Origin of the sequence: Kitasatospora sp. DSM 101779 (assembly GCF_025655475.1) — a bacterium.
In the GTDB taxonomy this organism is placed as follows: Bacteria; Actinomycetota; Actinomycetes; order Streptomycetales; family Streptomycetaceae; genus Kitasatospora.
The window spans coordinates 1336180-1358505 of sequence record NZ_JAHTIK010000001.1 but is presented as its reverse complement, the minus strand read 5'-3'; the positions used below and the strand labels follow the sequence as shown (position 1 = coordinate 1358505).

The 22326-nt window shown below is 76.2% G+C and carries 23 protein-coding genes; 10 read left to right on the top strand and 13 right to left on the bottom strand.

Annotation, left to right across the window (positions count from 1 at the left end; genetic code table 11):
• Positions 1-510 (bottom strand): hypothetical protein, encoded by a 510-nt coding sequence (locus tag KSNIM_RS06275; protein WP_263102225.1) that lies wholly within the window; start codon positions 508-510, stop codon positions 1-3.
• Between the two features lie 571 nt (positions 511-1081).
• Here KSNIM_RS06275 and KSNIM_RS06270 point away from each other — a divergent pair.
• The 6 genes from KSNIM_RS06270 to KSNIM_RS06245 all read left to right on the top strand — a co-directional run bounded on the left by KSNIM_RS06270 (position 1082) and on the right by KSNIM_RS06245 (position 11986).
• A complete protein-coding gene (locus KSNIM_RS06270; protein WP_263102224.1) occupies positions 1082-1888 on the top strand; it encodes a SigB/SigF/SigG family RNA polymerase sigma factor in 807 nt (268 codons plus the stop codon).
• Positions 1889-1983: 95 nt separating this feature from the next.
• Positions 1984-4452 carry a SpoIIE family protein phosphatase gene (locus KSNIM_RS06265; RefSeq protein ID WP_263102223.1) on the top strand — a complete coding sequence of 823 codons (2469 nt, stop codon included), beginning with the start codon at positions 1984-1986 and terminating at the stop codon, positions 4450-4452.
• Positions 4453-4558: 106 nt separating this feature from the next.
• Positions 4559-4951, top strand: coding sequence for an STAS domain-containing protein (locus KSNIM_RS06260; RefSeq protein ID WP_263102222.1), 393 nt, complete (start codon positions 4559-4561; stop codon positions 4949-4951).
• Positions 4948-5370, top strand: a complete 423-nt coding sequence (locus KSNIM_RS06255) for an ATP-binding protein (protein WP_263102221.1) — start codon at positions 4948-4950, stop codon at positions 5368-5370. Before KSNIM_RS06260 ends, KSNIM_RS06255 begins: the two co-directional genes overlap by 4 nt.
• A 98-nt stretch (positions 5371-5468) precedes the next feature.
• Positions 5469-9650, top strand: coding sequence for a HAMP domain-containing protein (locus tag KSNIM_RS06250; protein WP_263102220.1), 4182 nt, complete (start codon positions 5469-5471; stop codon positions 9648-9650).
• 5 nt (positions 9651-9655) lie between these two features.
• Positions 9656-11986, top strand: a complete 2331-nt coding sequence (locus KSNIM_RS06245) for a PP2C family protein-serine/threonine phosphatase (protein ID WP_263102219.1) — start codon at positions 9656-9658, stop codon at positions 11984-11986.
• Positions 11987-12025: 39 nt separating this feature from the next.
• Here KSNIM_RS06245 and KSNIM_RS06240 read toward each other — a convergent pair whose 3' ends face one another.
• Complete coding sequence (locus KSNIM_RS06240) at positions 12026-13129, bottom strand: glutamate--cysteine ligase (RefSeq protein ID WP_263102218.1); 1104 nt, start codon at positions 13127-13129, stop codon at positions 12026-12028.
• A gap of 645 nt (positions 13130-13774) precedes the next feature.
• On the opposite strand from KSNIM_RS06240, the gene KSNIM_RS06235 reads away from it, so the two are divergent.
• Together KSNIM_RS06235 and KSNIM_RS06230 are read left to right on the top strand one after the other, a co-directional pair.
• Complete coding sequence (locus tag KSNIM_RS06235) at positions 13775-13984, top strand: hypothetical protein (protein WP_263102217.1); 210 nt, start codon at positions 13775-13777, stop codon at positions 13982-13984.
• 67 nt (positions 13985-14051) lie between these two features.
• The gene (locus tag KSNIM_RS06230) at positions 14052-14282 is read left to right on the top strand and encodes a DUF6296 family protein (protein WP_263102216.1); all 231 of its coding nucleotides are present in this window, start codon (positions 14052-14054) and stop codon (positions 14280-14282) included.
• Between the two features lie 88 nt (positions 14283-14370).
• Here KSNIM_RS06230 and KSNIM_RS06225 read toward each other — a convergent pair whose 3' ends face one another.
• Together KSNIM_RS06225 and KSNIM_RS06220 are read right to left on the bottom strand one after the other, a co-directional pair.
• Entirely contained in the window at positions 14371-14937 is a 567-nt protein-coding gene (locus KSNIM_RS06225; RefSeq protein ID WP_263102215.1) for a type 1 glutamine amidotransferase domain-containing protein, read from the bottom strand.
• Positions 14938-15050: 113 nt separating this feature from the next.
• Positions 15051-15287 (bottom strand): hypothetical protein, encoded by a 237-nt coding sequence (locus tag KSNIM_RS06220; RefSeq protein ID WP_263102214.1) that lies wholly within the window; start codon positions 15285-15287, stop codon positions 15051-15053.
• A gap of 168 nt (positions 15288-15455) precedes the next feature.
• On the opposite strand from KSNIM_RS06220, the gene KSNIM_RS06215 reads away from it, so the two are divergent.
• Positions 15456-15686 carry a hypothetical protein gene (locus KSNIM_RS06215; protein ID WP_263102213.1) on the top strand — a complete coding sequence of 77 codons (231 nt, stop codon included), beginning with the start codon at positions 15456-15458 and terminating at the stop codon, positions 15684-15686.
• A gap of 57 nt (positions 15687-15743) precedes the next feature.
• Here KSNIM_RS06215 and KSNIM_RS06210 read toward each other — a convergent pair whose 3' ends face one another.
• From KSNIM_RS06210 to KSNIM_RS06200, 3 genes are all read right to left on the bottom strand, one after another.
• Positions 15744-16238 (bottom strand): DUF6328 family protein, encoded by a 495-nt coding sequence (locus KSNIM_RS06210; RefSeq protein ID WP_317633996.1) that lies wholly within the window; start codon positions 16236-16238, stop codon positions 15744-15746.
• Positions 16239-16433: 195 nt separating this feature from the next.
• Positions 16434-17207 (bottom strand): class I SAM-dependent methyltransferase, encoded by a 774-nt coding sequence (locus KSNIM_RS06205; RefSeq protein WP_263102211.1) that lies wholly within the window; start codon positions 17205-17207, stop codon positions 16434-16436.
• Positions 17208-17254: 47 nt separating this feature from the next.
• Positions 17255-17986, bottom strand: coding sequence for an endonuclease/exonuclease/phosphatase family protein (locus KSNIM_RS06200; RefSeq protein ID WP_263102210.1), 732 nt, complete (start codon positions 17984-17986; stop codon positions 17255-17257).
• A gap of 281 nt (positions 17987-18267) precedes the next feature.
• Between KSNIM_RS06200 and KSNIM_RS06195 the strand changes: the two genes are divergently transcribed.
• On the top strand, positions 18268-18522 hold the full coding sequence (locus KSNIM_RS06195; RefSeq protein WP_263102209.1) for a hypothetical protein: 255 nt from the start codon (positions 18268-18270) through the stop codon (positions 18520-18522).
• Between the two features lie 7 nt (positions 18523-18529).
• Here KSNIM_RS06195 and KSNIM_RS06190 read toward each other — a convergent pair whose 3' ends face one another.
• The 6 genes from KSNIM_RS06190 to KSNIM_RS06165 form a co-directional block, all read right to left on the bottom strand.
• Positions 18530-19003 (bottom strand): MarR family winged helix-turn-helix transcriptional regulator, encoded by a 474-nt coding sequence (locus tag KSNIM_RS06190; protein ID WP_263102208.1) that lies wholly within the window; start codon positions 19001-19003, stop codon positions 18530-18532.
• Positions 19000-19413 (bottom strand): EVE domain-containing protein, encoded by a 414-nt coding sequence (locus KSNIM_RS06185; protein ID WP_263102207.1) that lies wholly within the window; start codon positions 19411-19413, stop codon positions 19000-19002. Before KSNIM_RS06185 ends, KSNIM_RS06190 begins: the two co-directional genes overlap by 4 nt.
• Positions 19410-19850: an SRPBCC family protein gene (locus KSNIM_RS06180; protein ID WP_263102206.1), complete on the bottom strand. Its 441-nt coding sequence runs from the start codon at positions 19848-19850 to the stop codon at positions 19410-19412. The genes KSNIM_RS06185 and KSNIM_RS06180 overlap by 4 nt, the downstream gene beginning before the upstream one ends.
• 141 nt (positions 19851-19991) lie before the next feature.
• Positions 19992-21134 (bottom strand): flavin-containing monooxygenase, encoded by a 1143-nt coding sequence (locus KSNIM_RS06175; RefSeq protein ID WP_263102205.1) that lies wholly within the window; start codon positions 21132-21134, stop codon positions 19992-19994.
• Positions 21131-21454 carry a tetratricopeptide repeat protein gene (locus KSNIM_RS06170; protein WP_263102204.1) on the bottom strand — a complete coding sequence of 108 codons (324 nt, stop codon included), beginning with the start codon at positions 21452-21454 and terminating at the stop codon, positions 21131-21133. Before KSNIM_RS06170 ends, KSNIM_RS06175 begins: the two co-directional genes overlap by 4 nt.
• Before the next feature lie 165 nt (positions 21455-21619).
• Positions 21620-22326 (bottom strand): helix-turn-helix transcriptional regulator (locus KSNIM_RS06165; protein WP_263102203.1); only part of this gene is annotated, 707 nt, incomplete at its 5' end.

The following is a 22326-nucleotide window of genomic DNA, read 5'->3' as shown; positions in this document are numbered from 1 at the left end:
TCACCTCCGTCCGCCCCCGGCGGGCGTGTCCGGCCCGGACGGCTGCGGGGAACCGCTCCGCCGCCCTCGCCGCCCGCCGCCGCCCGTCATGATTCCGGCGACCACCGCGGCCAGCGCCAGGACGCCGAGTGCGGCCGCCGTCCACAGCGCGGCGGCGACCCAGAACGTTGTGCCCGCCGACCGGCGCCGCAGGGCGGCCATCAGCAGGCCGCCGGACAACGCCGCAGCCGAGACCGGCAGGTACGGCCGGCGGCCCGAGACCGCCTCGCACAGCCTCACCCGGGCCCGCAGCACAGCGGCCGCCGCCCGCGGCACCGTCGCACCCGCCGCTGTGCGCGGCGCCGGGTCGTGGCGGGCGCGTCCGTCGGGCGCGTCCCCGTCCGATGGCGCGGGCGGCCCCGGATCCGGGGCCGCGGGGCGCGGTACGGGCGGTCCGTCCGGCTCGGGTCGCGGTGCGGGGGCGGGCCGCGGCGGACGGGTGTCCGGGTCGGACGGGATCGGGACGGTCATCGCCTGCTCATCGCCTTCCGGCGTCCGAAGGTGGTCCGACGGCAGCCCGCTCGTCGTCGGAGGCCCGTGCCGCGCCCCGGCCCGCCGAGGCGCCCCGGGCCCGGGGATCCGCTGCGCGCCTACCCGGACGGAACGGCCGGACACCGCGGATCCGCCGGCGGACGGCCGGCTGATCCGGCCGGCTCCGCCGCACCCGTCCCGGTTTCGTCAGAAATGCGGGGTTAGCGGCCCGCCGAGCGGGTACAACCACCAGACGGAGGCGTCGGGCCCAGGCTGCCCCCCTCCGCGACCCGGTGGTCAACGGCCGCCGGGGTTCTCCGGCACCTCGGTGTGCCGGGACGCCACCGTCTGAAGCCGTCGGGCGGCCGGGTGTCCCATCCCCGCAGCGCGCAGCGCCGTGCGCGCGCCCTGCGGTCCTCCCGCCCCACGGAGATGACTCCCCGTGTCCGCTGCTGTCGCTTCCCCGACCACCGCTGCCCCGGCGGCGCCCGCCGAATCCACGACCCGTACCGCACCCGCCACCGCTCCGGTGCACCCCGAGCCTCGCCCGACCCCGCAGGAGATGCGGGCCATGGGCAAGGCCGAGGCCCGGGCGCTCAGCGACGCGCTCTTCGAGCGCCTCGCCGCCCTCGAACCCGGCACCCACCAGTACAGCTACGTCCGCGGCACCATCATCGAGCTGAACATGCCGCTGGTCCGCTTCGTCGCCGCGGGCTTCCGCCACCGCGCCGCCGACATGGACGACATCCTGCAGGTCGGGACGGTCGGTCTGATCAAGGCCGTGGACGGCTACGACCACGAGCGCGGTGTCGAGTTCGTCACCTATGCGATCCCGACCATCACCGGCGAGGTCAAGCGGTTCTTCCGCGACACCACCTGGCCGGTGCGGGTGCCGCGCAGCCTGCAGGAGCTCTACCTGACCGTGGCGCGCTCCTCCGACCGGATGGAGCAGGACCTCGGCCGGCTGCCCACCCCGCAGGAACTCGCCGAGGAGCTCGGACTCGCGCCCGACCAGGTCGCCGCCGGCCTCACCGCCGGCCGCGCCTACCGCTCGGACTCGCTGGACGCCCTCCGCGAGGACAGCCCGGACGAGCCCGGCAGCTCCCTGCTGGACCGCCTCGGCGCCTGCGACGCGGAGCTTGCCCTGGTCGACTTCCGCGAGTCCGTCCGTCCGCTGCTGCGGGAGCTGCCGGAGCGCGAGCAGACGGTGCTGAAGCTGCGGTTCTGGGGCGGCCACACCCAGTCGGAGATCGCGGACCGGATCGGCGTCTCCCAGATGCACGTCTCCCGCATCCTCGCCGCCACGCTCCAGCGGCTGCGCGAACGCCTGGACGACGCCACACCGCCGGACACCGTCCGGCCCGCCCAGGCCGGATGACGACCGGCCGGACGACCCGCGCGGGCGGAGCCACCGCGTCCGGCGACCGGGCGCGGTGACCGGGCGGGACACGGCCGCAGGACTACGCTGACTCCGTGGCAGGCCGCGCAGAACACCACCCCGCGGCGCCGCCCGGCGCGGAGCCCGGCACCACCGCCCGGCCGGCCGAGCGGTCCGTGCTTCAGGCCACCGTCGACCGGCTGCGGGCCGAGGTCGAGGGCCTGCAGACCGCCATGCGCACCCGCGCCGTCATCGAGCAGGCCAAGGGCATGCTCGCGGAGCGCGAGGGCGGCACACCGGACCAGGCCTTCGACCGGCTCGTCCAGCTCTCCCAGGACACCAACCGCAAGCTGGTGGACATCGCCGCCGAGGTGGTGGGCGTCGCCGCACCCCTCAGGGACCGGGCCGGCGAACCGGACCGCCCGGACCCCGCGACACCCGCTGCCGCGACGCAGCCCGAGGAGCGCCCCGGCCCGGCACCCGGCTCCGACGCGGCACCGCCCCCCGGCGAAGGGCTGCCCGCCCGCGGCCTCGCCGCCCGCTACCACCTCGCCGCGGCCGCCATGGCCTCCGCCGGCAGCACCGAGGACCTCGCCCGGCTGCTGCACGACACCGCCCTGGCCCCGCTCGGCGTCACCGCGGCCGTGCTCGCCCTGCTGGAACCCGACGGCGCCCTGCGCCTGGTCGGCAGCCACGGCGTCTCCGCGCACCGGCTCAGCCAGTGGCAGCGCATCCCGCCGGTGACCGCCCTGCCGCTCACCGAGGCAGCTCAGTCGGGCACCGCCGTGTGGGTCGCCACCCGCAAGGACTTCGCGGCCCGCTACCCCGACGTGCCCGGCGAGGACCTCGTCCCCGGCCGGACGGTCTGCGCGCTGCCGCTGCGCACCGGCGGCCGGGTGATCGGGGCGATGAAGCTCGGCTGGGCCGAGGAGTACCGGCCCGATCCGGAGGCCGAGCGGTACCTCGCCGCGCTGGCCGCGCTCTGCGCCGCCGAACTCGAGCGGATCGGGGCGGGCGCCGCCGGGCCGGGCCGGGCCGCACCGGTCGCCGAGCCGTGGTTCCGGGCCGTGCTGGACGCATTGCTCGACCCGGTGCTGATCCTCGGTGCCGTCCGCGACCCCGGCGGCGGCGTGACCGACCTGCGGGTCGAGCACGCCAACGCCGCCACCGTCGACCTGGCCGGCCGCACCGCCGACGACATGGTGGGCCGCCGCGTCACCGAGCTGTACCCGGGCATGGTCGCCTCCGGCACCTTCGGCCGGCTGCTGGACGTCGCCGCCACCGGCGCCCCGTACGAGGGCGGGGCCGAGCGCTTCGAGGAAGTCGTCGACGGAGCCGTCCGGGCCTCCGAGATGACCCTGCACGCCACGCCGTTCCTGGACGGCGTGCTGGTCAGCTGGCGCGCCCACGACGAGCGGGACCGGCGGGAGACCCAGCTCGCCCAGGCCCAGCGGCTCGCCCGGCTCGGCACCTGGAGCTGGGAGCCGGGCAGCACCCGGCTCACCTGCTCGCCCGAGGTCCCCCGCCTGCTCGGCCTGCCCGACGACGGCAGCGGCGGGATCGGCCTCGCCCAGGCGCTGGCCGCCGTCGTGCCGGGCGACCGTGACGGGGTCCGCGCCGCAGCCGCCGGGCTGCTGGCCGGTGCCGCCGACACCACCCTGGAGTTCCGGGTCGGGCAGGAGGCGGAGACGCGCAGCCTGCGGGTGCTCGCCACCGCCGTCCGCGGCCTCGACCGGTCCGCCGCGGTGGCCGTCCGCGGCGTGGTGCAGGACGTCACCGGCCGCCGGCGGGCCGAGCAGGCCCTCGCCGGTACCCGCACCCGGCTCGCCGAACAGCGCCGCCGCGCCGACACCGAGCACCGCGCCGTCCTCGCCCTGCAACGCGCCCTGATGGACGCCCCGGCCGGCCCGCCCACCCCCGGACTGCACACCGCCGCCCGCTACCTGCCCGCCGGGCGGGGCAGCAAGGTCGGCGGCGACTGGTGGGACGTCCTCGCCCTCCCCGACGGCACCGTGCTGGTCGTGGTCGGCGACGTCTCCGGGCACGGCCTGCCCGCCGCCGCCGGCATGGCCAACCTGCGGCACGCCCTGCGCGGCCTCGCCTACACCGGCGCGCCGCCCGAGGAACTGCTCGCCCGGCTCAACCGGATGCTCTGCCACGAACGGGGCAACTACACCGCCACCGCGGTCTGCGGCCGCCTCGACCCGGCCACCCTGACCCTCGACTGGGCCCGGGCCGGCCACCTGCCCCCGGTCGTCACCCGCGGCGGCGGCGAGGCCCGGCTGCTGGAGATGCCCGACGGCATGCTCCTCGGCGCGGTGCCCGGCGCCCGCTACCGCCCCGCCCGGCTGCGCCTGGAGCCGGGCGACACCCTGCTGCTCTACACCGACGGCCTGGTCGAGCGCCGCGGCGGCGACCTGGGCGAGGGCGTGCACCGCCTGGTCGAGGCGCTGCGCGACTACCGCGCCGACGACATCGAGGGCTGCCTCGACCACGTGCTGCGCCGCCTCGGCGCCCCCAACCCGCTCGACGACACCTGCCTGGTCGGCCTGCGTCTGACCTGACCCGACCCGACCCGTCCCCGGCCGCGGTGCCGGAGCGCTGCCGGGGCCGGCGGCCGGCGCCGACCTATGGTGGAGGTGAGCACCCCTCGCACGGGAGGAGCCGGCGATGGACGCCGACACCGCGGCACGCGGCGGACCCGCGGGCGCCGACCAGCTGACCGTCTCCGTGGACCGGTCGGCCGGCCGCTGGGTGCTGGCCCTGGCGGGAGAGCTGGACCACGACAGCGCCGAGCCGTTCCGCGTGGCCCTCGACGGGGCGCTGCGGGACCCGCCGGTCCTGGTGGTGGTGGACTGCTCCGGCCTGTCGTTCTGCGACTCGACCGGGCTGAACCTGCTGCTGCGGGCACGTCTGTCCGCCCAGGCCGAGGGCGGCGAGGTGGTGCTGGCCGCCCCCACCCCGATGGTGCGGCGGATGCTGGAGATCACCGGCGCGGGCGAGATCTTCCGGGTGTTCGAGAGCGCCGCCGAGGCGGGGCCCGGACCTGGCGGCGGTGGATGACCGGGCCGGCCGGGCAGGTGCGGCGGCTGGCCCTGTACGAGTCCCGCGGCGCGGTGCAGCACTGCCGCGAGTTCACCCGCGAGGCGCTGCACGACTGGGGCTGGCTGCCCGCGGCGGACGGGGAGCGGCTGGCCGTGGCCGAGGACGTGCTGCTCATGGTGAGCGAACTGGTCACCAACGCCTGCCTGCACGCAGGCGGCCCGCGCGAGCTGGTCCTGCAGCGCACCGGTGGCGGACTGCGGGTCGAGGTGTCCGACGACAGCACGGACCTGCCCGTGGTGCAGACCGACCGCCCGCGGTCCTCGCCCGGCGGGCACGGTCTGCGGGTGGTGGACCGGCTGGCCGCGGCCTGGGGGAGCGTGCCGCGCCCGCCCGGCAAGACGGTGTGGCTGGAGGTCGAGCGCCCGGCGGGTGGGTGAGCGCATCCGCGCCCGCGGCGGGGCGCCCCTGCGGGCAGCGGTGGCAGAGTGGATGCGAGGACACCGTCCGGACGTGCCGAACCGTGCCGAGGACGACGATGAACCGACCGATCCCGCCCGATCCCCACGGACCCGACCGGGCCGCCGGCCGCTTCCTGCGGCCCGCCGGCCCCCAACCCGCGGACGCACCCGGGGCGCTGCCCGAGGAGGACCTGCGCCGGCTGCTCGCCGGGCTGACGGCCGTCCGCGACGGGGACTTCGGCACCCGGCTGCCGTCCGGCGGCCCCGGGCTGCTCGGCGAGATCGCCGAGGTGTTCAACGGCATGGCCGACCAGCTCTCCCGGGTGACGGCCGAGGTCACCCGGGTCGCCCGCGAGGTCGGCAGCGAGGGCCGGCTCGGCGGGCAGGCCGAGGTCGAGGGCGTCTCGGGCACCTGGCGCGAGCTGACCGACTCGGTGAACGCGATGGCCGGCAACCTGACCACCCAGGTCCGCAACATCGCCCAGGTCACCACGGCGGTGGCGGAGGGTGATCTGACGCAGAAGATCGAGGTGGCGGCCCGCGGGGAGATCCTGGAGCTCAAGGACACGGTGAACACGATGGTCGACCGGCTGTCGGCGTTCGCCGGCGAGGTGACCCGGGTGGCCCGTGAGGTGGGGACGGAGGGGCGGCTCGGCGGTCAGGCGGACGTGCGGGACGTGTCCGGGACCTGGCGGGACCTCACCGACTCGGTCAACTCGATGGCCGGCAACCTCACCGCCCAGGTCCGCTCGATCGCCCAGGTCGCCACCGCCGTGGCGGAGGGTGATCTGACGCAGAAGATCGGGGTCGCGGCCCGCGGGGAGATCCTGGAGCTCAAGGACACGGTGAACACGATGGTCGACCGGCTGTCGGCGTTCGCCGGCGAGGTGACCCGGGTGGCCCGTGAGGTGGGGACGGAGGGGCGGCTCGGCGGTCAGGCGGACGTGCGGGACGTGTCCGGGACCTGGCGGGACCTCACCGACTCGGTCAACTCGATGGCCGGCAACCTCACCGCCCAGGTCCGCTCGATCGCCGAGGTGACGACGGCCGTGGCCCGGGGCGACCTCGGCCAGAAGATCCGGGTCGATGCGCGCGGCGAGATCCTGGAGCTGAAGGAGACCATCAACACCATGGTCGACCAGCTCTCCGCGTTCGCGGACGAGGTCACCCGCGTCGCGCGCGAGGTGGGCACCGAGGGCAACCTCGGCGGGCAGGCCACCGTCCGGGGCGCCTCCGGCACCTGGAAGGACCTGACCGACAACGTCAACGTGATGGCGTCCAACCTGACCGGGCAGGTCCGTTCGATCGCCCAGGTCGCCACCGCCGTCGCCCGCGGCGACCTCGGCCAGAAGATCACCGTCGAGGCCAAGGGCGAGGTCGCCGCCCTCACCGACGTGATCAACACCATGGTCGACACGCTCTCCGCCTTCGCCGGCGAGGTGACCCGGGTGGCCCGCGAGGTCGGCACCGAGGGCATCCTCGGCGGGCAGGCCACCGTGCCCAACGTGGCCGGCACCTGGAAGGACCTCACCGACAACGTCAACTTCATGGCGCACAACCTGACCAGCCAGGTCCGCAACATCGCCCAGGTCACCACCGCCGTCGCCCGCGGCGACCTCAACCGCAAGATCGACGTCGACGCCCGCGGCGAGATCCTGGAGCTCAAGACCACCATCAACACCATGGTCGACCAGCTGTCCTCGTTCGCCGCCGAGGTCACCCGGGTGGCCCGCGAGGTAGGCAGCGAGGGCCGGCTCGGCGGCCAGGCCGAGGTCGAGGGCGTCTCCGGCACCTGGAAGCGCCTCACCGAGAACGTCAACGAACTCGCCGGGAACCTCACCCGGCAGGTCCGCGCCATCGCCGAGGTCACCGGCGCCGTCGCCGAGGGCGACCTGACCCGCTCCATCACCGTCGACGCCTCCGGCGAGGTCGCCGACCTCAAGGACAACATCAACGCCATGGTGGAGTCCCTGCGCGAGACCACCCGCGCCAACCAGGAACAGGACTGGCTGAAGACCAACCTCGCCCGGCTCACCGCACTCGTCCAGGGCCACCGCGACCTGACCGCCGTCGCCGACCTCATCATGAACGAACTCACCCCGCTGGTCGGCGCCCAGTACGGCACCTTCTACCTCGCCGAGGACACCGCCGACGGCACCGCACTCGTCCTGGTCAGCAGCTACGGGCGGCCCGCCGGCGACTGCCCGCCGCGGTTGCGGCTCGGCGAGTCGCTGGTCGGCCAGGCCGCACTCACCCGGCGCCCGCTCGCCGTCGCCGACCTGCCCGACGGCTACGCCGCCATCTCCTCCAGCCTCGGTGCCGCCCCGCCGCGCGCCCTCGTCGTGCTGCCGATCACCGTCGAGGACCAGCTGCTCGGCGTCGTCGAGATCGCCTCGCTGCACCGCTTCACCGAGGTGCACCGCGACTTCCTCGGCCGCTTCACCGAGGCCCTCGGCGCCAACCTCAGCATGCTGCTCGCCAACGCCCGCACCGACGAGCTCCTCGAGGAGTCCCAGCGGCTCACCGCCGAACTGCGCGCCCGCTCCGAGGAACTCCAGAACGGCCAGCAGGAGTTGCGCGACTCCAACGCCGAACTCGAGGAGAAGGCCGACCTGCTGGCCGCGCAGAACCGCGACATCGAGACCAAGAACCTGGAGATCGAGCAGGCCCGCCGCGAACTCGAGGCGCGCGCCCAGCAGCTCGCCCGCACGTCCATGTACAAGTCCGAGTTCCTCGCCAACATGAGCCACGAGCTGCGCACCCCGCTGAACAGCCTGCTCATCCTCGCCCAGCTGCTCTCCCAGAACCCGAACGGCAACCTGACGGCCAAACAGGTCGAGTACGCCGAGATCATCCACTCCGCCGGCTCCGACCTGCTGCAGCTGATCAACGACATCCTCGACCTCTCCAAGGTCGAGGCCGGGAAGATGGACATCCACGTCGAACACTTCCCGCTGCGCGAACTCCTCGACTACGTCGAGTCGACCTTCCGGCCGCTCGCCGGGCAGAAGCGCCTCGAGTTCACCGTCGCCACCGCCCCCGGCCTCCCGGACACCCTGCACACCGACCAGGCACGGCTGCGGCAGATCCTGCGCAACCTGCTGTCCAACGCCGTCAAGTTCACCGACCGCGGCCGGGTCGAGCTGCGGATCGAGCCCTCCGCCCCGGAGGAGGAGAGCGGCACCGACGGCGCCGTACCGCCGGGCAGCCTCGCCTTCCGGGTCACCGACACCGGCATCGGCATCGCCGAGCAGCACCTGGAGTCCATCTTCGGCGCATTCCAGCAGGCCGACGGCACCACCAGCCGCCGGTACGGCGGCACCGGCCTCGGACTCTCCATCAGCCGCGAACTCGCCCACCTGCTCGGCGGCACCCTCACCTCCCGCAGCACCCTCGGCGAGGGCAGCTGCTTCACCCTCCACCTGCCCGGCGCCGTGATCGGGGCGTTCGCCGAGGCCGCACCGCCGCGCCCGGCCCGGCTGTTCGTCGTCGAGGCGGACCCGCCCGGTCTGCTCACCGCCGTCACGGCCAGCGCCACCGCCCACCGCGACCCGCCCGCCGAGATCCGCACCGTCCGCGACACCGAGGAACTCCGGGACGCGCTGAACCGCGGTCCGTGGCAGTGCGCCGTCGTCGACCTCGACCTGCCCGCCGAACGGCTGCGGCCCGTCCTCGACGCCCTGCGCACCGACGGGCCCGTCGTGATCGGCCACTCCGAGCGGTCCCTCGACCCCGACCGGCCCGACGCACCGGACACACCCGACCTGCCCGCGGCGGCCGCAGGCCTCGACGACCTGCGCGCCCGGATCAGGACGGCCACGGCACTGCCGCCGAGCCCGCCCACCGCCGCTCCGACCGCTCCGGCACCCGTGCACCGCGCCCGGCTGGCCGGCCGCACCGTCCTGATCGTCGACGACGACACCCGGAACGTCTTCGCCGTCACCGGCATGCTCGAACTGGACGGCGCCCGCGTCCTGCACGCCGAGAACGGCCGCACCGGCCTGGACGTGCTGCGCGGCCACCCCGAGACCGACCTCGTCCTGATGGACGTGATGATGCCCGAGATGGACGGCGACGCCGCCACCGCGGCCATCCGCAAGGAGGCCGGGCTCTCCGACGTCCCGATCATCGCCCTCACCGCCAAGGCGATGCCCGGCGACCGGGCCCGCAGCCTCGCCGCCGGCGCCAACGACTACATCACCAAACCCGTCGACACCGAGTACCTGCTCGCCCGCATCCTCCACTGGCTGGACGGCTGACCACCGTGGACCGCACCGGCCCCGCCGGCACCGGGGTGCCCCGCGACCGCGCCGAGGCGGCGGCCGACCGGCTCGCCCTCGCGCTGCGGCGACTGGAGGCGGAACGCGACCTGCTCCGCGAACGGCTCGCCGTCCGGCCGGTCGTCGAGATCGCCACCGGCATGCTCGCCGAGCGGCTGCGCTGCCCGCCCGCCGACGCCGCCGCCCAGCTCGACGACCTCGCCGCCGAGGCCGGCGTCCCCGCCGACCGGCTCGCCGCCGAGATCGTCGGCGCGACCGCCGCCGACGCACCGAGCCTCGGCGAGAGCCCCGCCGCCGGCGTCCGCGAGCCGCCCGCGCCACCCACCGAGGCGGACACCGCGGCCCGCGCCCTGCTCGACCGGACGGCCGACCTGCTGGCCGCCGACACCGCCGTGATCTGGGGCGCCGAGCCGGGCGGCGGCCTCACCCTGCTCGGACACGCCGGCCTCGCCCCCGAGGACGTCCGCGCCTGGCGCCACGTGCCGCCCGACATCGACATCCCGGCCCGGCTCGCCGCCCGCAGCGACTCCGGGATGTGGCCGGAGGACGGGCCCGCCGCCACCGACCTGCCCACCGCCGGCCGGGCCACCGCACCGCACCGGCTCGCCCTGCCGATGCGCCGCCGCGGCCGCCTGCTGGGCGTCCTCGAACTCGGCTGGGCGGAGCGCCCGAGCCCGCTGCCGGCCGCCGCGCCGGCCCGCCTGCGCGGCCTCGCCGAGGTCTTCGCCGTCACCGTCGACACCGCGCCCCCGGAAGCACGGCCCGAACCACCGGCCGCCGACACCGCCGCCCTGGAGGCCGTCCTCGACCCGGCGCTGCTGCTCGCCCCGCTCGACGGCGGCGACGGCCGGGCCGCCGACTTCCGCATCCTGCGCACCAACCACCGCTTCCGCGACCCGGCCGGCCGCCCCCGGTACCGCATCGAGGGCAGCACCCTGCTGGAGGCCTACCCGCTCGCCAGCAGCCACGGCCTGCTCGACCGGCTGGCTGCCGTGCTCGCCACCGGCGAACCCGTCCGCGAGCGGTTCGTGCTCACCTTCCTCACCGACGACCTGTCCCGGCTGCCGGTCGTCGCCCGGATCGGCGCCGCCCGCACCGACGGCCACCTCCTGGTCAGCTGGCAGATCGAGGACGCCGACGCCCGGCTCGGCGGCCTCGTCCACTCCGCCCAGCGGCTGGCCCGGGTCGGCGGCTTCGAGGAGGACCTCGTCAGCGGCGACATCCTGTGGAACGAGCGGATGTTCGCGCTGCACGGGCTGCCGCCGGACGCCACCCCCGTGCCGCTCGCCGCCCTCCCGGCACACGTCCACCCCGACGACCGCCGGGCCGTCCAGCGGCTCGCCCACGGCGTCCTGCAGGAGGGCCGGGCCGCCTCCGCCGTCTTCCGGCTGCTGCCACCCGGCAGGCCCGCCCGCTACGCCCGGATCGTCGCCGAACCCGTCACCGACCCCGCCGGCCGGGTGGTGCTCGTCCGCGGCGCCGGCCAGGACGTCTCCGACCAGCACCGGACCGAGGTCGCCCTCGCCGCCACCCGCGAACGCCTCGCCGACAGCGAACTCGAAGCCGTCCAGCGGCAGAGCCTCACCCTGCGTCTCCAGGAGGCGATCCTGCCGCCCGGGCCGCCGCCGCTGGCCGGCGCCCGACTGCAAGCCGCCGTCCGCTACCGGCCCGCCGTCGAACGCGAACGGGTCGGCGGCGACTGGTACGACATCCTGCCGCTGCCCGACGGCGGCGCGCTGCTCTCCGTCGGAGACCTCGCCGGGCACGGCGTCGAGGCGGCCACCGGGATGGTCGCGCTGCGCAACGCGCTGCGCGGGCTCGCCGTCACCGGCGCCGGCCCCGCCCGGCTGCTGGAGTGGCTCAACCTCACCGCCCTCGCCCTGCCCGACCCGGCCACCGCCACCGCGGTCTGCGCCCGTTTCGACCCGCGGACCCGCACCCTGCACTGGGCCCGCGCCGGGCACCCGCCGCCCGTCCTGCTGCGAGCCGGCCGGCCCGTGGTGCTGCCACTGCCCCGCGGCCTGCTGCTCGGCGCCGCCCCCGACGCGCGGTACGAGGAGCTGGCCCTGCCGTTGGAGCCCGGCGACGTGCTGCTGCTGTACACCGACGGGCTGATCGAGCAGCGCGGCACCGCCGACGAGGAGTCGCTGCGCCAGCTGCTGGTGGCGGCCGGCCCGCCCGGCCCCGACCTCGGCGCGTGGCTCGACACCCTCCTGGAGCACAGCCGCTCGGACACCGACGACGACACCTGCCTGATCGCCGTCCGCGCCGACCCGGACGACCCGGACGACCCGAAGGACCCGGCGGACGTTTGAGTCGGCGGGCCAGCTCGGCGCGAGCAGGTTCCGGCAGGATCAGGCCTCGGCGGTCAGGGCGGCCAGTTCGTCCACCACGTCGCCGTAGCGGCCGCGCCGGGCGAAGGCGGCCCGCTGGCGGTCGGCACCCGTCCCGGCCGTGCACAGGCCGGCCAGCAACTGGCGGACGGTGCCGAGGTCCCCGGCGGCCTCCAGACCGGGCCGGGCGCGCTCGACCAGCAGCTCCACCAGGTGCCGCATCGGCGCGATCTGGCCGGTCACCGGGTCGGGTCCGTTGCCGTCGATGCCGGACAACGCGGCCGACCAGTGCGCGGCGTCGATCATCGCCGTCGTGTCGGCACCCGTCTCGGCGGGCCCGGCCGCGTCCGGATCCTCGGGCAGCTCGGCCAGCATCGTGGTGGCGAGGCCGCGCACCAGGGCCGCGAGCAGCACCGTGGTGTTCACGTCCGCGCTGGTGTCGGCGACCCTGACCTCCAGGGTCGGGACGTGCTCGGACGGACGCGAGTACCAGTAGATCATCGCGGTGTCGAGGATCACCCCGGCCTCCAGCAGCCCGCCGACCGTCGCCCGGTACGCGGGCTCGTCGAGCCGTGGCGCCGGGCCGACCGTCGGCCAGCGCCGGTAGAAGGCGTGGCGCCAGCTGGCGTAGCCGGTGTCCCGCCCCGCACTGAACGGCGAGTTCACCGCGAGCGCCTGGACGATCGGCAGCCACGGCCGCATCAGGTTGTTCAGCGCCAGCGCCCGAGCCCGGCACGGCACCCCGACGTGCACGTGGCAGCCGCAGACCAGGCCCTCCGCGCTGGACGCCACCGCGCCGACGTGCGCGCTGATCCGCCGGTAGCGCGCCGAATCGGTGATCGCCGGAGGCTGCTCGTCCGTGATCACGGGCATGGCGGTGCCGACCGGCCGGCAGTCCGCGCCCGCGGCGGCCTCGCGCAGCACCGCCCGCAGGTGCACCAGGTCGGCGCGCAGCTCCGGCAGGCTCCGCGCGGGGCGGGTGCACACCTCGGCCTGCGAGGTGAAGAACTCGGTCTGGACCTGCTCGCCCAGCACGTCCGAGGCCTCCTTGACGACACCGGGCGCGCGGCCGACGGGCAGCCGGGAGTGCCGGTCGACGAGCAGGAACTCCTCCTCGACGCCCACCGTCGGCACCTCCAACCCCCGGCGGGGTCGGGCCCCGGCCGTCACCGGACCGGACCTCTCGCCGGACCGCCCGCCGGGGCCGGCTGCGGATCCGGGCCGGGAACCGGTGGCACCGGGTCCGGCGGGGCCGGGTCGGGCCCCGGCGCGGGCGGAGCGGGAGGTACCGGGGCCGGACCCGGGGGCACCGGCTCGGGCCCCGGAGGCACCGGGGGCACGGGGACGGGCGGGGGAGGGCCGGGCGGTGCCGGGTCGGGCACCGGTCCGACGTCCGGTCCCGGAGGGACGGGGACGGTCATGGCGTCCTCCTTGTCGCGGGGGGCGGAGCACCGGTCGTCACACGGGCGGAGTACCGGCCGCCTGGGCGGCTGGGCGCCCCGTCCATGGTCCGACGGCTCGCGCCGATGCGCAGCCGACCGGCCGCACGGCCCGGGGCCGCCGATCGCTCCCCCCGTTCCGACGGGTACCCCCCGCCGCCGGGCCCAATCCCTGCCACCGCGACGGCCCCGCCGCACCCCAGGGACGACCCCGCCCGGGATTGGACCCTCCCGGGCGGGGCAGGCGCGGGTCGTGGCGGGCGACGCTGCCGGCCCCGCCGGCCGGGCAGCCGACGACTCCGCGCAGGACCAGCACCGAGGAGGACCGGCCATGAGCACACAGCCTTCGAGCACGCAGCCTTCGAGCACCCAGCCCCCGCGCACCGGGCGCGAGCACCCTGACGACGCGCGCGAGCACCCCGACGACGCCTGGCCGCCCACCGAGACCCCGGGCGCCCGGATGACCGGGGAGGGCGGCCCGCCCCCGCCCGAGGACCAGGAGCCGGACCAGCCGGCCGACCCCGCCGACGACGAGGAGTGACGAGCCGGGGGGAGGTTTCGCCGGCGGTCCGCCGGTCCAGACGCAGGGCACCCCCAGGAGGTGCGTCATGCCCCCGACCGAGCGCTACGCCGTGACCCTGCCCACCGCCCCCGGCACCCACGCACCGCCCCAGGTCGTGATCGTCAGCCCGACCGGGACGTTCGGTCCCGACGGGCGCCCGGTGTACGCCGACGAGTCGGGGACCCTGCTCTTCCAGGTAGCCGCCGGAGGCGTGGCCGTGCCCCTGGCGGGCTGCCCCGGCACCCATGCCTGTCTGCACGCCGTCCCGATGCCCTGACCGCGGCCCGCACGCACGGCCGGCCCGCGCCTTCCGGAAGGCGCGGGCCGTCGGTGTAGGTCGGCTATGTGCCGTCGGGTGTGTGCCGTCACGTGTGTGCGGGGGTACGGGCGAACTCCTCGACCAGCGTCCGCTCGAAGGCCTGCAGGTCGTCCGGCTTGCGGCTGGAGACCAGGGTGTTGGGGCCGTCGTGGCAGACGGCGACCTGCCGGTCGACCCAGTGCGCGCCGGCGTTCCGCAGGTCGGTGCGCAGGCTCGGCCAGGAGGTGAGGGTCCGGCCGCGGACGGCGTCCGCCTCGATCAGTGTCCACGGCCCGTGGCAGATCACCGCGACCGGCTTGCGCAGGTCGAAGAAGCCCCGGACTAAACCGACCGCCCGCGGGTCCATCCGCAGGAAGTCCGGGTTGGCGACGCCGCCGGGCAGCACCAGGGCGTCGAAGTCCGCCGCCGAGACGTCCGCCACCACCGCGTCCACCCGGAAGGTGTCGCCCGGGTCCAGGTGCTTGAACGCCCGGACCGTCCCCTCCTTGGTGGAGACCAGCCGGGGCCTGCCGCCGGCCCGTTCCACCGCCTCCCACGGCGAGGTCAGCTCGACCTGCTCCGCGCCCTTCGGCGCCACCAGGAACGCCACCGTCCTGCCCTGCAGACCGGTCATGTCGGCCACCTTCCTCCGTGCTCGGGTCAGTAGTCCGTCCCCCGAACGTCTCACCGGCCCGTCCGGAGCGAAACCGCGGCCCGCGGATCCGCCCCGCCCCGCCGGGCTGGCGTTCAGCCGCGGCCCACCGGCCTGCGCCGGCGGCAGCGGGCGAACACCAGCGGATGGGCCGCGGCCAGCACCGCGAGTGCACCGAAGGCCAGCGCCAGGGCGGTCGGGACGGCGCGGGCGGCCGGGTCGTCATCCCCGGCGGCCACCGCCCAGAACGCGAACAGGGCGGTCAGGAAGGCCAGCAACGGCGCACAGACCCGGGACAGCGCCTGCCGGGGCCCGCCGGTCGCGGACAGCACAGCCGATCACCTCCAGCGGAGCCGGGCCGTGGCCGACCGGCCCCGTGACCCGCGTCTGCCCGGGCCGGCCTGCTCCACACCCGGGAGTCCGGGGCTGTGGGTCCGGGGCTGCGGTTTCGTGGCCGGGCGGCCCGGGCAGGCGCACAGTGGAGGGGTAAGGAGGCCGCCATGACCGTCAACCCCGGCCCGCCCGAACTGCGCCCGCACGATCCTCCCGCCGGCACCGTCCGCACCGTTCCGGTGAACCCCGGACCACCGGCCGAGACGCTGCGCACGCCGCACGAGCGGCATGAACGCCGTCCGCGGCACCACCGGCACTGGCCGCACCGCCACGACCGGTTCGACCGCCACCACCAGGACGGCCGCGACACCGTGCAGCCGCCGGAGCAGGACACCTGACCGGCCCCGCCCCCGCCGACCACCGCCGGTCCGGCCCACGGCGGCGCTGAGTCCTGCTCAGCGCCGCCGTGGGCCGGACCGGCGCAGCAGCGCGACCGGGAACAGCACCCAGCAGACCGCGAACCACGCCAGTACGGCGCCCGCGATCACCCAGGCTCCCCAGGTGAGGCCGGCGACCTTGAGGAGCAGCAGCAGAGCGGCGCCGACGTTCAGGCCGAGCAGGACCACCCCGAGCGAGACCATCCGGGACGCGGCAGCCACCATCCGCGGCTTGACGTGCCGCCCGGCCAGCAGCCGGTGGTACGAGACCGGGGCCATCAGTGTGCCGGTGGCGACCGCACCCAGGGTGACCACGCCGACGTAGAGGGCACGGTCGAACCCGTGCAGCGTGGTGAACCGCTCGGTGAACACCACCGTCAGCAGGAAGCCGAACATGATCTGTGCGCCGGTCTGCGCGACCCGCACCTCCTGGAGCAGCTCCGTCCACAGCCGGTCGGCCCGTTCCTCCGGGCTCTCGTCCCGACCGTCGGCCGGTGCCTGCCGCTCTGCCATGCTCCCCATCCTCGGTGCGGCGCCCGCGGATCGCCGCCGCTGCGGCCCGACCGCTCGGCCGTCCGACCGCCCGGTGCGACGCCCCGACGGGCCCGGACGCGGCCGGGCGGCCCGCGGGTCAGGAGCGCGGGCCCGCCCTTCCGGGCGTCTGGCCCGGGCCGCGACCGGCAAACCTCCCCTGCCGGGCTGGTCCGCTCACGGGGCGAAGGCCGTCAGCACCGGCTGGAAGAAGCCGCTCGCCGCGGGCTCGGCCCACAGCGGCCGGGTGAAGCCCGCGCCGAGCACCAGCCCGGTCAGCTGCTCCCGGGCGAGCGCCCAGTACACGGCACGACGGACCTCGGTGCGGACACCGCCCGGCCCGCTGGACTCCTGCACCATCTCCAGGTCGTAGTGCTCGCCGTCCTCGTGCCAGTGCCACCGCTGGAAGGTGGTGGTCCGGACCCCGGCGGCCTCGACCACCTGCGGCGGCGTCCCGGTGGGCCGGGTGCGGCGCAGTTCGTCGTACGGACGGGTGCTGACGACCAGCAGGCCGCCCGGGCGGAGCACCCGCCGCATCGCGCCGAGGGCGGTGCGGACGTCCTCCGCGGTCAGCAGGTGGGGGAGCGAGTTGTCCGCGCACACGACCGCGTCGAACCGGCCCCGGGCGAACGGCAGCCGGCGCATGTCCGCCGCCACGGCGGGCAGCACCGCACCGCGGGCGGCGGCCTCCCGCCTCGCCCGGGCCGCCGCCACCGCGCTGAGGTCGGAGCCGACCACCCGGTGCCCGCGCAGCGCCAGCCCGATCGCCTGGGTACCGATGCCGCAGGAGCAGTCGAGCACGTCCGCCGGCCCGGCCCCCAGACGGTCCGCGAGCAGCACGTCCAGGGCGGCCCCCTGCCGCCGGACGCTCGCCTCCCAGTCCGCGTAGATCAGGTGGTAGTCGGCGGCGAGGCCGTCGTAGAAGCCCGCCAGCGGGTCCTGCGGTGCCACTGCGCCCTCCTGTCGCGCCGGCGTCCGGTTCTGCCGCACCATCGGTGTCAGCCGGTCGGCAGGGGGCCGACCTCGGCGTGGACGGGGTTGTGGTCGGAGACGCCGGCCACGTCCTCGACCAGGGCGCCGCGGCTGCCGAGGCCGTGCACCACCACGTGGTCGATCCACTGGGACTTCCCCGCGCCGGTCTCGCGCGGCCTGGTCGGCGGTGCCCCGGGCGGGAGTTCGGCGACGGCGAAGCCCGGGCCGAGTTCGGCGGCGACGGTCGTCCGGTCCGCGTTGAAATCGCCGAGCAGGACGGCCGCGCCGTCCGCCGCCGCGGCCACCACCTGCGCCAGCCGGGCGAGTTGGCGGGGGCGGCGAGGACCGGTGCTCACATGGGTGGCGACGACGAGCAGGCCCGCCGTACGGACGGCGAGCAGACCCTTGCCCGGGTCCTCCGCGAAGGCCTCGGCGGCCACCACCTCGCCCGGTCCGTCGACCAGCAGCACCAGGTGCTCACTGCGGTCGGCCAGCTGGGTCGGAATGCGGCGCGGCGTCGGGATCCGCGGGTAGTCGAGCGCGTGGACGCTCCGGCTCGCGGGCAACGCGGCGTGCAGCGAGGCCAGTTGATCGCCGCTCACTTCCTGCAGCGCCACCACCCGCTCGGTCAGCGCGGCCACCCGGGCGGTGACGGCGGCGATCCGCGGCACCTCCTCGGGCCACCGGTCGAGGACGTCGCTGCTCCAGTTCTCCGCGTGGACGCGGTGCAGGACGTTCCAGGTGGCAACGGTGAGCATGCCCCCGATGGTACGGGCCCGTTCCCGCCGCCCGCGCCGGGGACGCCGCCGCGCGGCCCGTGACGGCGGCTCGGTACCGCCGACCTGTTCGCGGTGGAACGCATCGTCCACGGCTGACCGCTGACGGTCGGACGCTGACCGCGGCGGTGTGCGAACGTGCCGCGCGCGGCACGCGCGCCCGCCCGGCGGGGGTGTCCGGCCGAGCGGTGCAGGTGATCTCGGGCGCTAGCATGCGGACCGACGGGCACCCGGACACCGAGGGTGCGACGGGGGGATGTCGGATGAACCACCGCGACCGGTACGAAGTCCGGCGAGCGATCGCCAAGGGCATCAAGAAGGCCGAGCGCAAGCGGCAGGAGGACACCCGGCGGGCCGTCGCCGAGGCGCTGCGGCAGCACGAGCTCTCGAAGGCCGGCCCGGCTGGGGACAGCCGGATGGCTGCCAGTGAGGTGACCTGGGGGACCTGCGGTTGCTTCCTCGGCCTGGTGCTGCTTCTGGCCGGCGCCGGCTACCTCGCCTACCGGTGGCTGTTCTGACCCGGTGTCACTCCCCGGTGGGCGCTGCGGCGGTGCGGAGGGTGCGCAGGGCCGCGGTGAAGGTGGCGGCGTCGGTGCCGAGCGGTGCGAAGAAGGTGCGGTCGCAGGCCTCGACGGCGGTCACGGCGCGGTCGGCGAGGGCGCGGCCCTCGTCGGTGGGGGCGAGGGCGCGGGCGCGGCGGTCGTGCGGGTGCGGCAGCCGGTGGACGAGGCCGCGGGACTCCAGGGCGCGCAGTACCTGGGAGGTCATCATCGGGTCGGTGGCGGCGTGGTCGGCCAGCTGCTTCTGGGTGACCGGGCCGTCCGCCTGCAGCCAGCTCAGCGAGGCCAGCAGGACGAACTGGACGTGAGTGAGCCCGTACGGCCTGAGGGCGGCGCGCTGGGCGGCCTGCCAGCGGTTGGTGACCTGCCAGAGCAGCAGGCCGGGGCTCTCGTCGGCGTCGGTGAAGCCGCTGGCCAGCCGCGGCGGATGGTCGGTCATGCGGTGACCATAGCGGCCCGGACGAGGCCGAGGTCGTGGGCGGTGAGTTCGACCAGTCCGCGGCGGAGCCGGTACCCCCAGTTGGCGCCGGAGGTCAGGTCGAGCGCGCCGTCGAACTGGGCGAGCGGCGCCTCGGCGGCGCCGGGGAGGTAGTCGACGCGCCGCCGCCAGGGTGTGAAGTCGCCCTCGTCGGCCTGCCAGACCTCGTCGTCGGCGACCGTGCCGATGGCGGTGAAGGCGCGCAGCGGGCGGCCGCCGGTGAGGCTCGTCCGCGGCGAGTAGTAGACGAGCCAGTCGCCGGCCGCCAGGCGCGCGACGGCGTCCCGGCGGCCGTGGTTGAGCTGGGCGATGCCCAGCCCGGTGCCGCGCAGGACGTGGTCGCGGCAGACGACGCCGAGCCAGGCCCTCATGCGGCGGACACCGCGCTGTCGGCCTCGGCGGTGGCGGCGAGCCGGTCGAGGTCGTGCTGGAGGCTCGACCGGATGTCCTTGCCGAGGATCGCGTTCCACACCGCGGCGAGGGGTCCGTCGAGGGTGACGTCGACGCTGACCAGGGTGCCGCCCTGCTCGGTGCGCTCGACCAGGTGACGGAAGGTCAGCCGGGCGCCGAGCAGCCGGGAGACGTCGGTGAACTCCCGCCCGGGGACGAGCTTCGCGACGGTGAAGGGCACCTTGGGGCCGCCCTTCGGCTTGAGCACGCCGGTGGCGCCCTCGACGAACGGGCCGTCCAGCCGGACCCAGGTGGTGTCGGTGTTCCACTCCGGCCAGGTGGCCATGTCGGCCCAGCGGGCGAAGAAGGCGGACGGGTGGGCGGTGGAGACGGTCTGTGCCGTGGCGAGCTTCCTCATGGGAAATACTATGCGCGCTTAGCATCTATGGCGTCAAGCCCTCCGGCTGGCCGCGTCGTCCCCGCCCGCGTCGTCCCCGCCCGCCTCGTCCCGCCCGCGTCGTCCCCGTCCGCGTCGTCCCGCCCGCTCCCGGCACGGCCGTCAGGCGGCGGACAGGACGTGCTCCCGGCGTTCCGCCCGGTGCAGACGGCGTTCGCGGGCGGCGATGTGCTTCGCCACGACCGCGGCATCCCTGCCGGCGCCGCCGATCAGCATCGAACTGAACGCCCGTTGGAAGGACAGCCCGCAGAAGTACAGGCCGGGTGCGTCCTCGGCCACGCCGCGGTGCTCCAGCGGCCAGCCGTCCGGGCCGGTCACGGGCGCGTCGATCCAGCCGAAGTCCTGCCGGAAGCCGGTGCACCAGACGACGTTGGCCACCTCGACCACCCGTCCGCCGGCGAGCACCGGCATGCCGCCGCGCACCCCGGCCATCCGCTCCGGCACCCGCTCCACCCCGGCGCGCGCCAGGTCCGCGGCCTTCACCCGCAGCAAGGGCCCGCCGTGCGAGCGGACCTCCTCGCGCATCCGCCGACCCAGCGGGGTGCCCATGGTGAGCACCCGGTCGGCGATCTGCCACAGCACCGGGAAGGCCAGCCGGGTCGACCGCGCCTCCAGGGTGAGCGGGATCTGCCCGGTCTCCCGGCCGCACAGCACCGTCCGGTGCCGCCCGGCCACCTCGTACGCCACGTCCGCTCCCGAGTGCGAGGCGCCGACCACCAGCACCGGGCCGTCGTGCAGCTGCCGCTCGTTGCGGTACTCGCAGGAGTGCAGCTGCAGGATCCGCGGATCGAGCTGCGGCGCGAACGGCGGGACGTACGGCCCGCGGCCGAAGGTGCCGGTGGCGACCACGGCGTTCTCGGCGAGCAGCCGGCCCCCGTCGGTGTCCACGATCCAGCCGCCGCCCCCGTCCGGGCCGCCGGTGTCCGCTCGGGAGAGCCGGGTGACCCGGACACCGGTGCGCACCGGCAGGCGGAACCGTTCCGCGTACGCCTGCAGGTAGTCCGCCACCTGGTCCTTGCCGGGGAAGGACCAGCCGGGCGCGGGGAAGCGCATCCCGGGCAGTCCGTCGTAGCGGGCCGGGCTGTACAGCCGCAGCGAGTCCCAGTGTGAGCGCCAGTTGTCGCCGATCCGGTCGTTGCCGTCCAGGATCACGAACTCCCGTCCGTGCCGGGCCAGCTGGTGGCCGACGGCGAGCCCGGCCTGCCCCGCGCCGATGACCACGGTCTCGTGCCGTTCCCCGTTCATGACTCCTCCTCCGTTCCGTCCGGCGGCCCCGCGACCAGCACCAGCACCCGGTTCAGCAGGGCCTCGGCCTCGGCCAGCCGGCCACGCGCGGCGCAGACCGCCCCGAGCGCCCGCAGCGGCACCGCCAGCCGCGGATCGTCCGGTCCGTATGCGGCCGTGCAGCAGCGGACCGCACGGCGCAGCATGCGTTCGGCGGCGGCGTGTTCGCCCCGCTCCGCGAGCGCCGTCCCGAGGGCCGTCGCCGCCCGGCCCGCCTGCGCGAGTGCGGGGGTGCCCGTCCTCGCCGGTGCGTCGGCCGGGGCCTGTGCCCGGGGCGTCACGGTCGTCCGGTGTGCCGCGGTAGTCCGGAGTGTCACGGTCGTCGCCGCCTTCCGTGGACCTTCGCCGTACTTCGACGCTAGGGCGCGGGGGCGGGGCGGCGCATCGGCAGAACCATGTGTTCCGGGCCGACACGGATGGGCAGATCTGCGCAGCCGGCGGCGCCGTCAGCGGCCCGCGGAACGGGCGCCCGCCAGGCCGTGCTCGAAGGCGTACGCGGCGGCGGCCGTGCGGGATCCGGCGTCCAGCTTGCCGAGGATGTTGCTGATGTGCCGGGCCACCGTCCGCTCGCTGAGGTGGAGCTCCCGGGCGATCGCATGGTTGGTGCCGCCCTCGGCGACCAGCCGCAGCACCTCCACCTCGCGCGGGGTCAGCCCGGCGGGTGTCTCCGCCGGGGCCGCAAAGAGGCCAGGCTGGCCGCCGCCTTCCCGCCCGGCGGCAGCCGCCCGGGCCACCGCCAGATCGGGCCCGGCACCCAGCCGGGCGAACCCGGCGCCAGCCGCGTCCAGCTCCACCGCCGCGGTGTCCTCGTCCCCGAGTGCCCGGCAGGCCCGCGCCACCAGCACCCGGGCGCGGGCCGTCTCGTAGGGCACGTCCAGGTCTCGCCACAGCCGCCAGGCCCGGCGGGCCTCGGTCAGGGCCTCGGTCAGGTCCTCGGCCGGGTCCTCGATCGGCGGCCCGGCCTGCGCCCGCCCGGCGAGCAGCAGGGCGGCCCGGGCCTGCGCGGCCTGCGCGTCCAGGGCGGGCCGGCGGAAGGTCGTGGCGATCCCCGCGAGCTCCTCGGCGGCGGCCCGGGCCTCGGCCGTCCCGCCGGTCGCGAGGGAGACCTCCACCAGGGCGGGCAGCAGCCGGGCCCGGGCGAGCCGGTCCGGGG

Bases quoted from the DNA above. Each gene is read 5' to 3' on its own strand.
- KSNIM_RS06275 (WP_263102225.1), bottom strand. From the start codon at position 510: ATGACCGTCCCGATCCCGTCCGACCCGGACACCCGTCCGCCGCGGCCC.
- KSNIM_RS06270 (WP_263102224.1), top strand. From the start codon at position 1,082: ATGGGCAAGGCCGAGGCCCGGGCGCTCAGCGACGCGCTCTTCGAGCGC.
- KSNIM_RS06260 (WP_263102222.1), top strand. From the start codon at position 4,559: ATGGACGCCGACACCGCGGCACGCGGCGGACCCGCGGGCGCCGACCAG.
- KSNIM_RS06255 (WP_263102221.1), top strand. From the start codon at position 4,948: ATGACCGGGCCGGCCGGGCAGGTGCGGCGGCTGGCCCTGTACGAGTCC.
- KSNIM_RS06250 (WP_263102220.1), top strand. From the start codon at position 5,469: ATGAACCGACCGATCCCGCCCGATCCCCACGGACCCGACCGGGCCGCC.
- KSNIM_RS06235 (WP_263102217.1), top strand. From the start codon at position 13,775: ATGAGCACACAGCCTTCGAGCACGCAGCCTTCGAGCACCCAGCCCCCG.
- KSNIM_RS06230 (WP_263102216.1), top strand. From the start codon at position 14,052: ATGCCCCCGACCGAGCGCTACGCCGTGACCCTGCCCACCGCCCCCGGC.
- KSNIM_RS06225 (WP_263102215.1), bottom strand. From the start codon at position 14,937: ATGACCGGTCTGCAGGGCAGGACGGTGGCGTTCCTGGTGGCGCCGAAG.
- KSNIM_RS06215 (WP_263102213.1), top strand. From the start codon at position 15,456: ATGACCGTCAACCCCGGCCCGCCCGAACTGCGCCCGCACGATCCTCCC.
- KSNIM_RS06210 (WP_317633996.1), bottom strand. From the start codon at position 16,238: ATGGCAGAGCGGCAGGCACCGGCCGACGGTCGGGACGAGAGCCCGGAG.
- KSNIM_RS06200 (WP_263102210.1), bottom strand. From the start codon at position 17,986: ATGCTCACCGTTGCCACCTGGAACGTCCTGCACCGCGTCCACGCGGAG.
- KSNIM_RS06195 (WP_263102209.1), top strand. From the start codon at position 18,268: ATGAACCACCGCGACCGGTACGAAGTCCGGCGAGCGATCGCCAAGGGC.
- KSNIM_RS06190 (WP_263102208.1), bottom strand. From the start codon at position 19,003: ATGACCGACCATCCGCCGCGGCTGGCCAGCGGCTTCACCGACGCCGAC.
- KSNIM_RS06185 (WP_263102207.1), bottom strand. From the start codon at position 19,413: ATGAGGGCCTGGCTCGGCGTCGTCTGCCGCGACCACGTCCTGCGCGGC.
- KSNIM_RS06180 (WP_263102206.1), bottom strand. From the start codon at position 19,850: ATGAGGAAGCTCGCCACGGCACAGACCGTCTCCACCGCCCACCCGTCC.
- KSNIM_RS06175 (WP_263102205.1), bottom strand. From the start codon at position 21,134: ATGAACGGGGAACGGCACGAGACCGTGGTCATCGGCGCGGGGCAGGCC.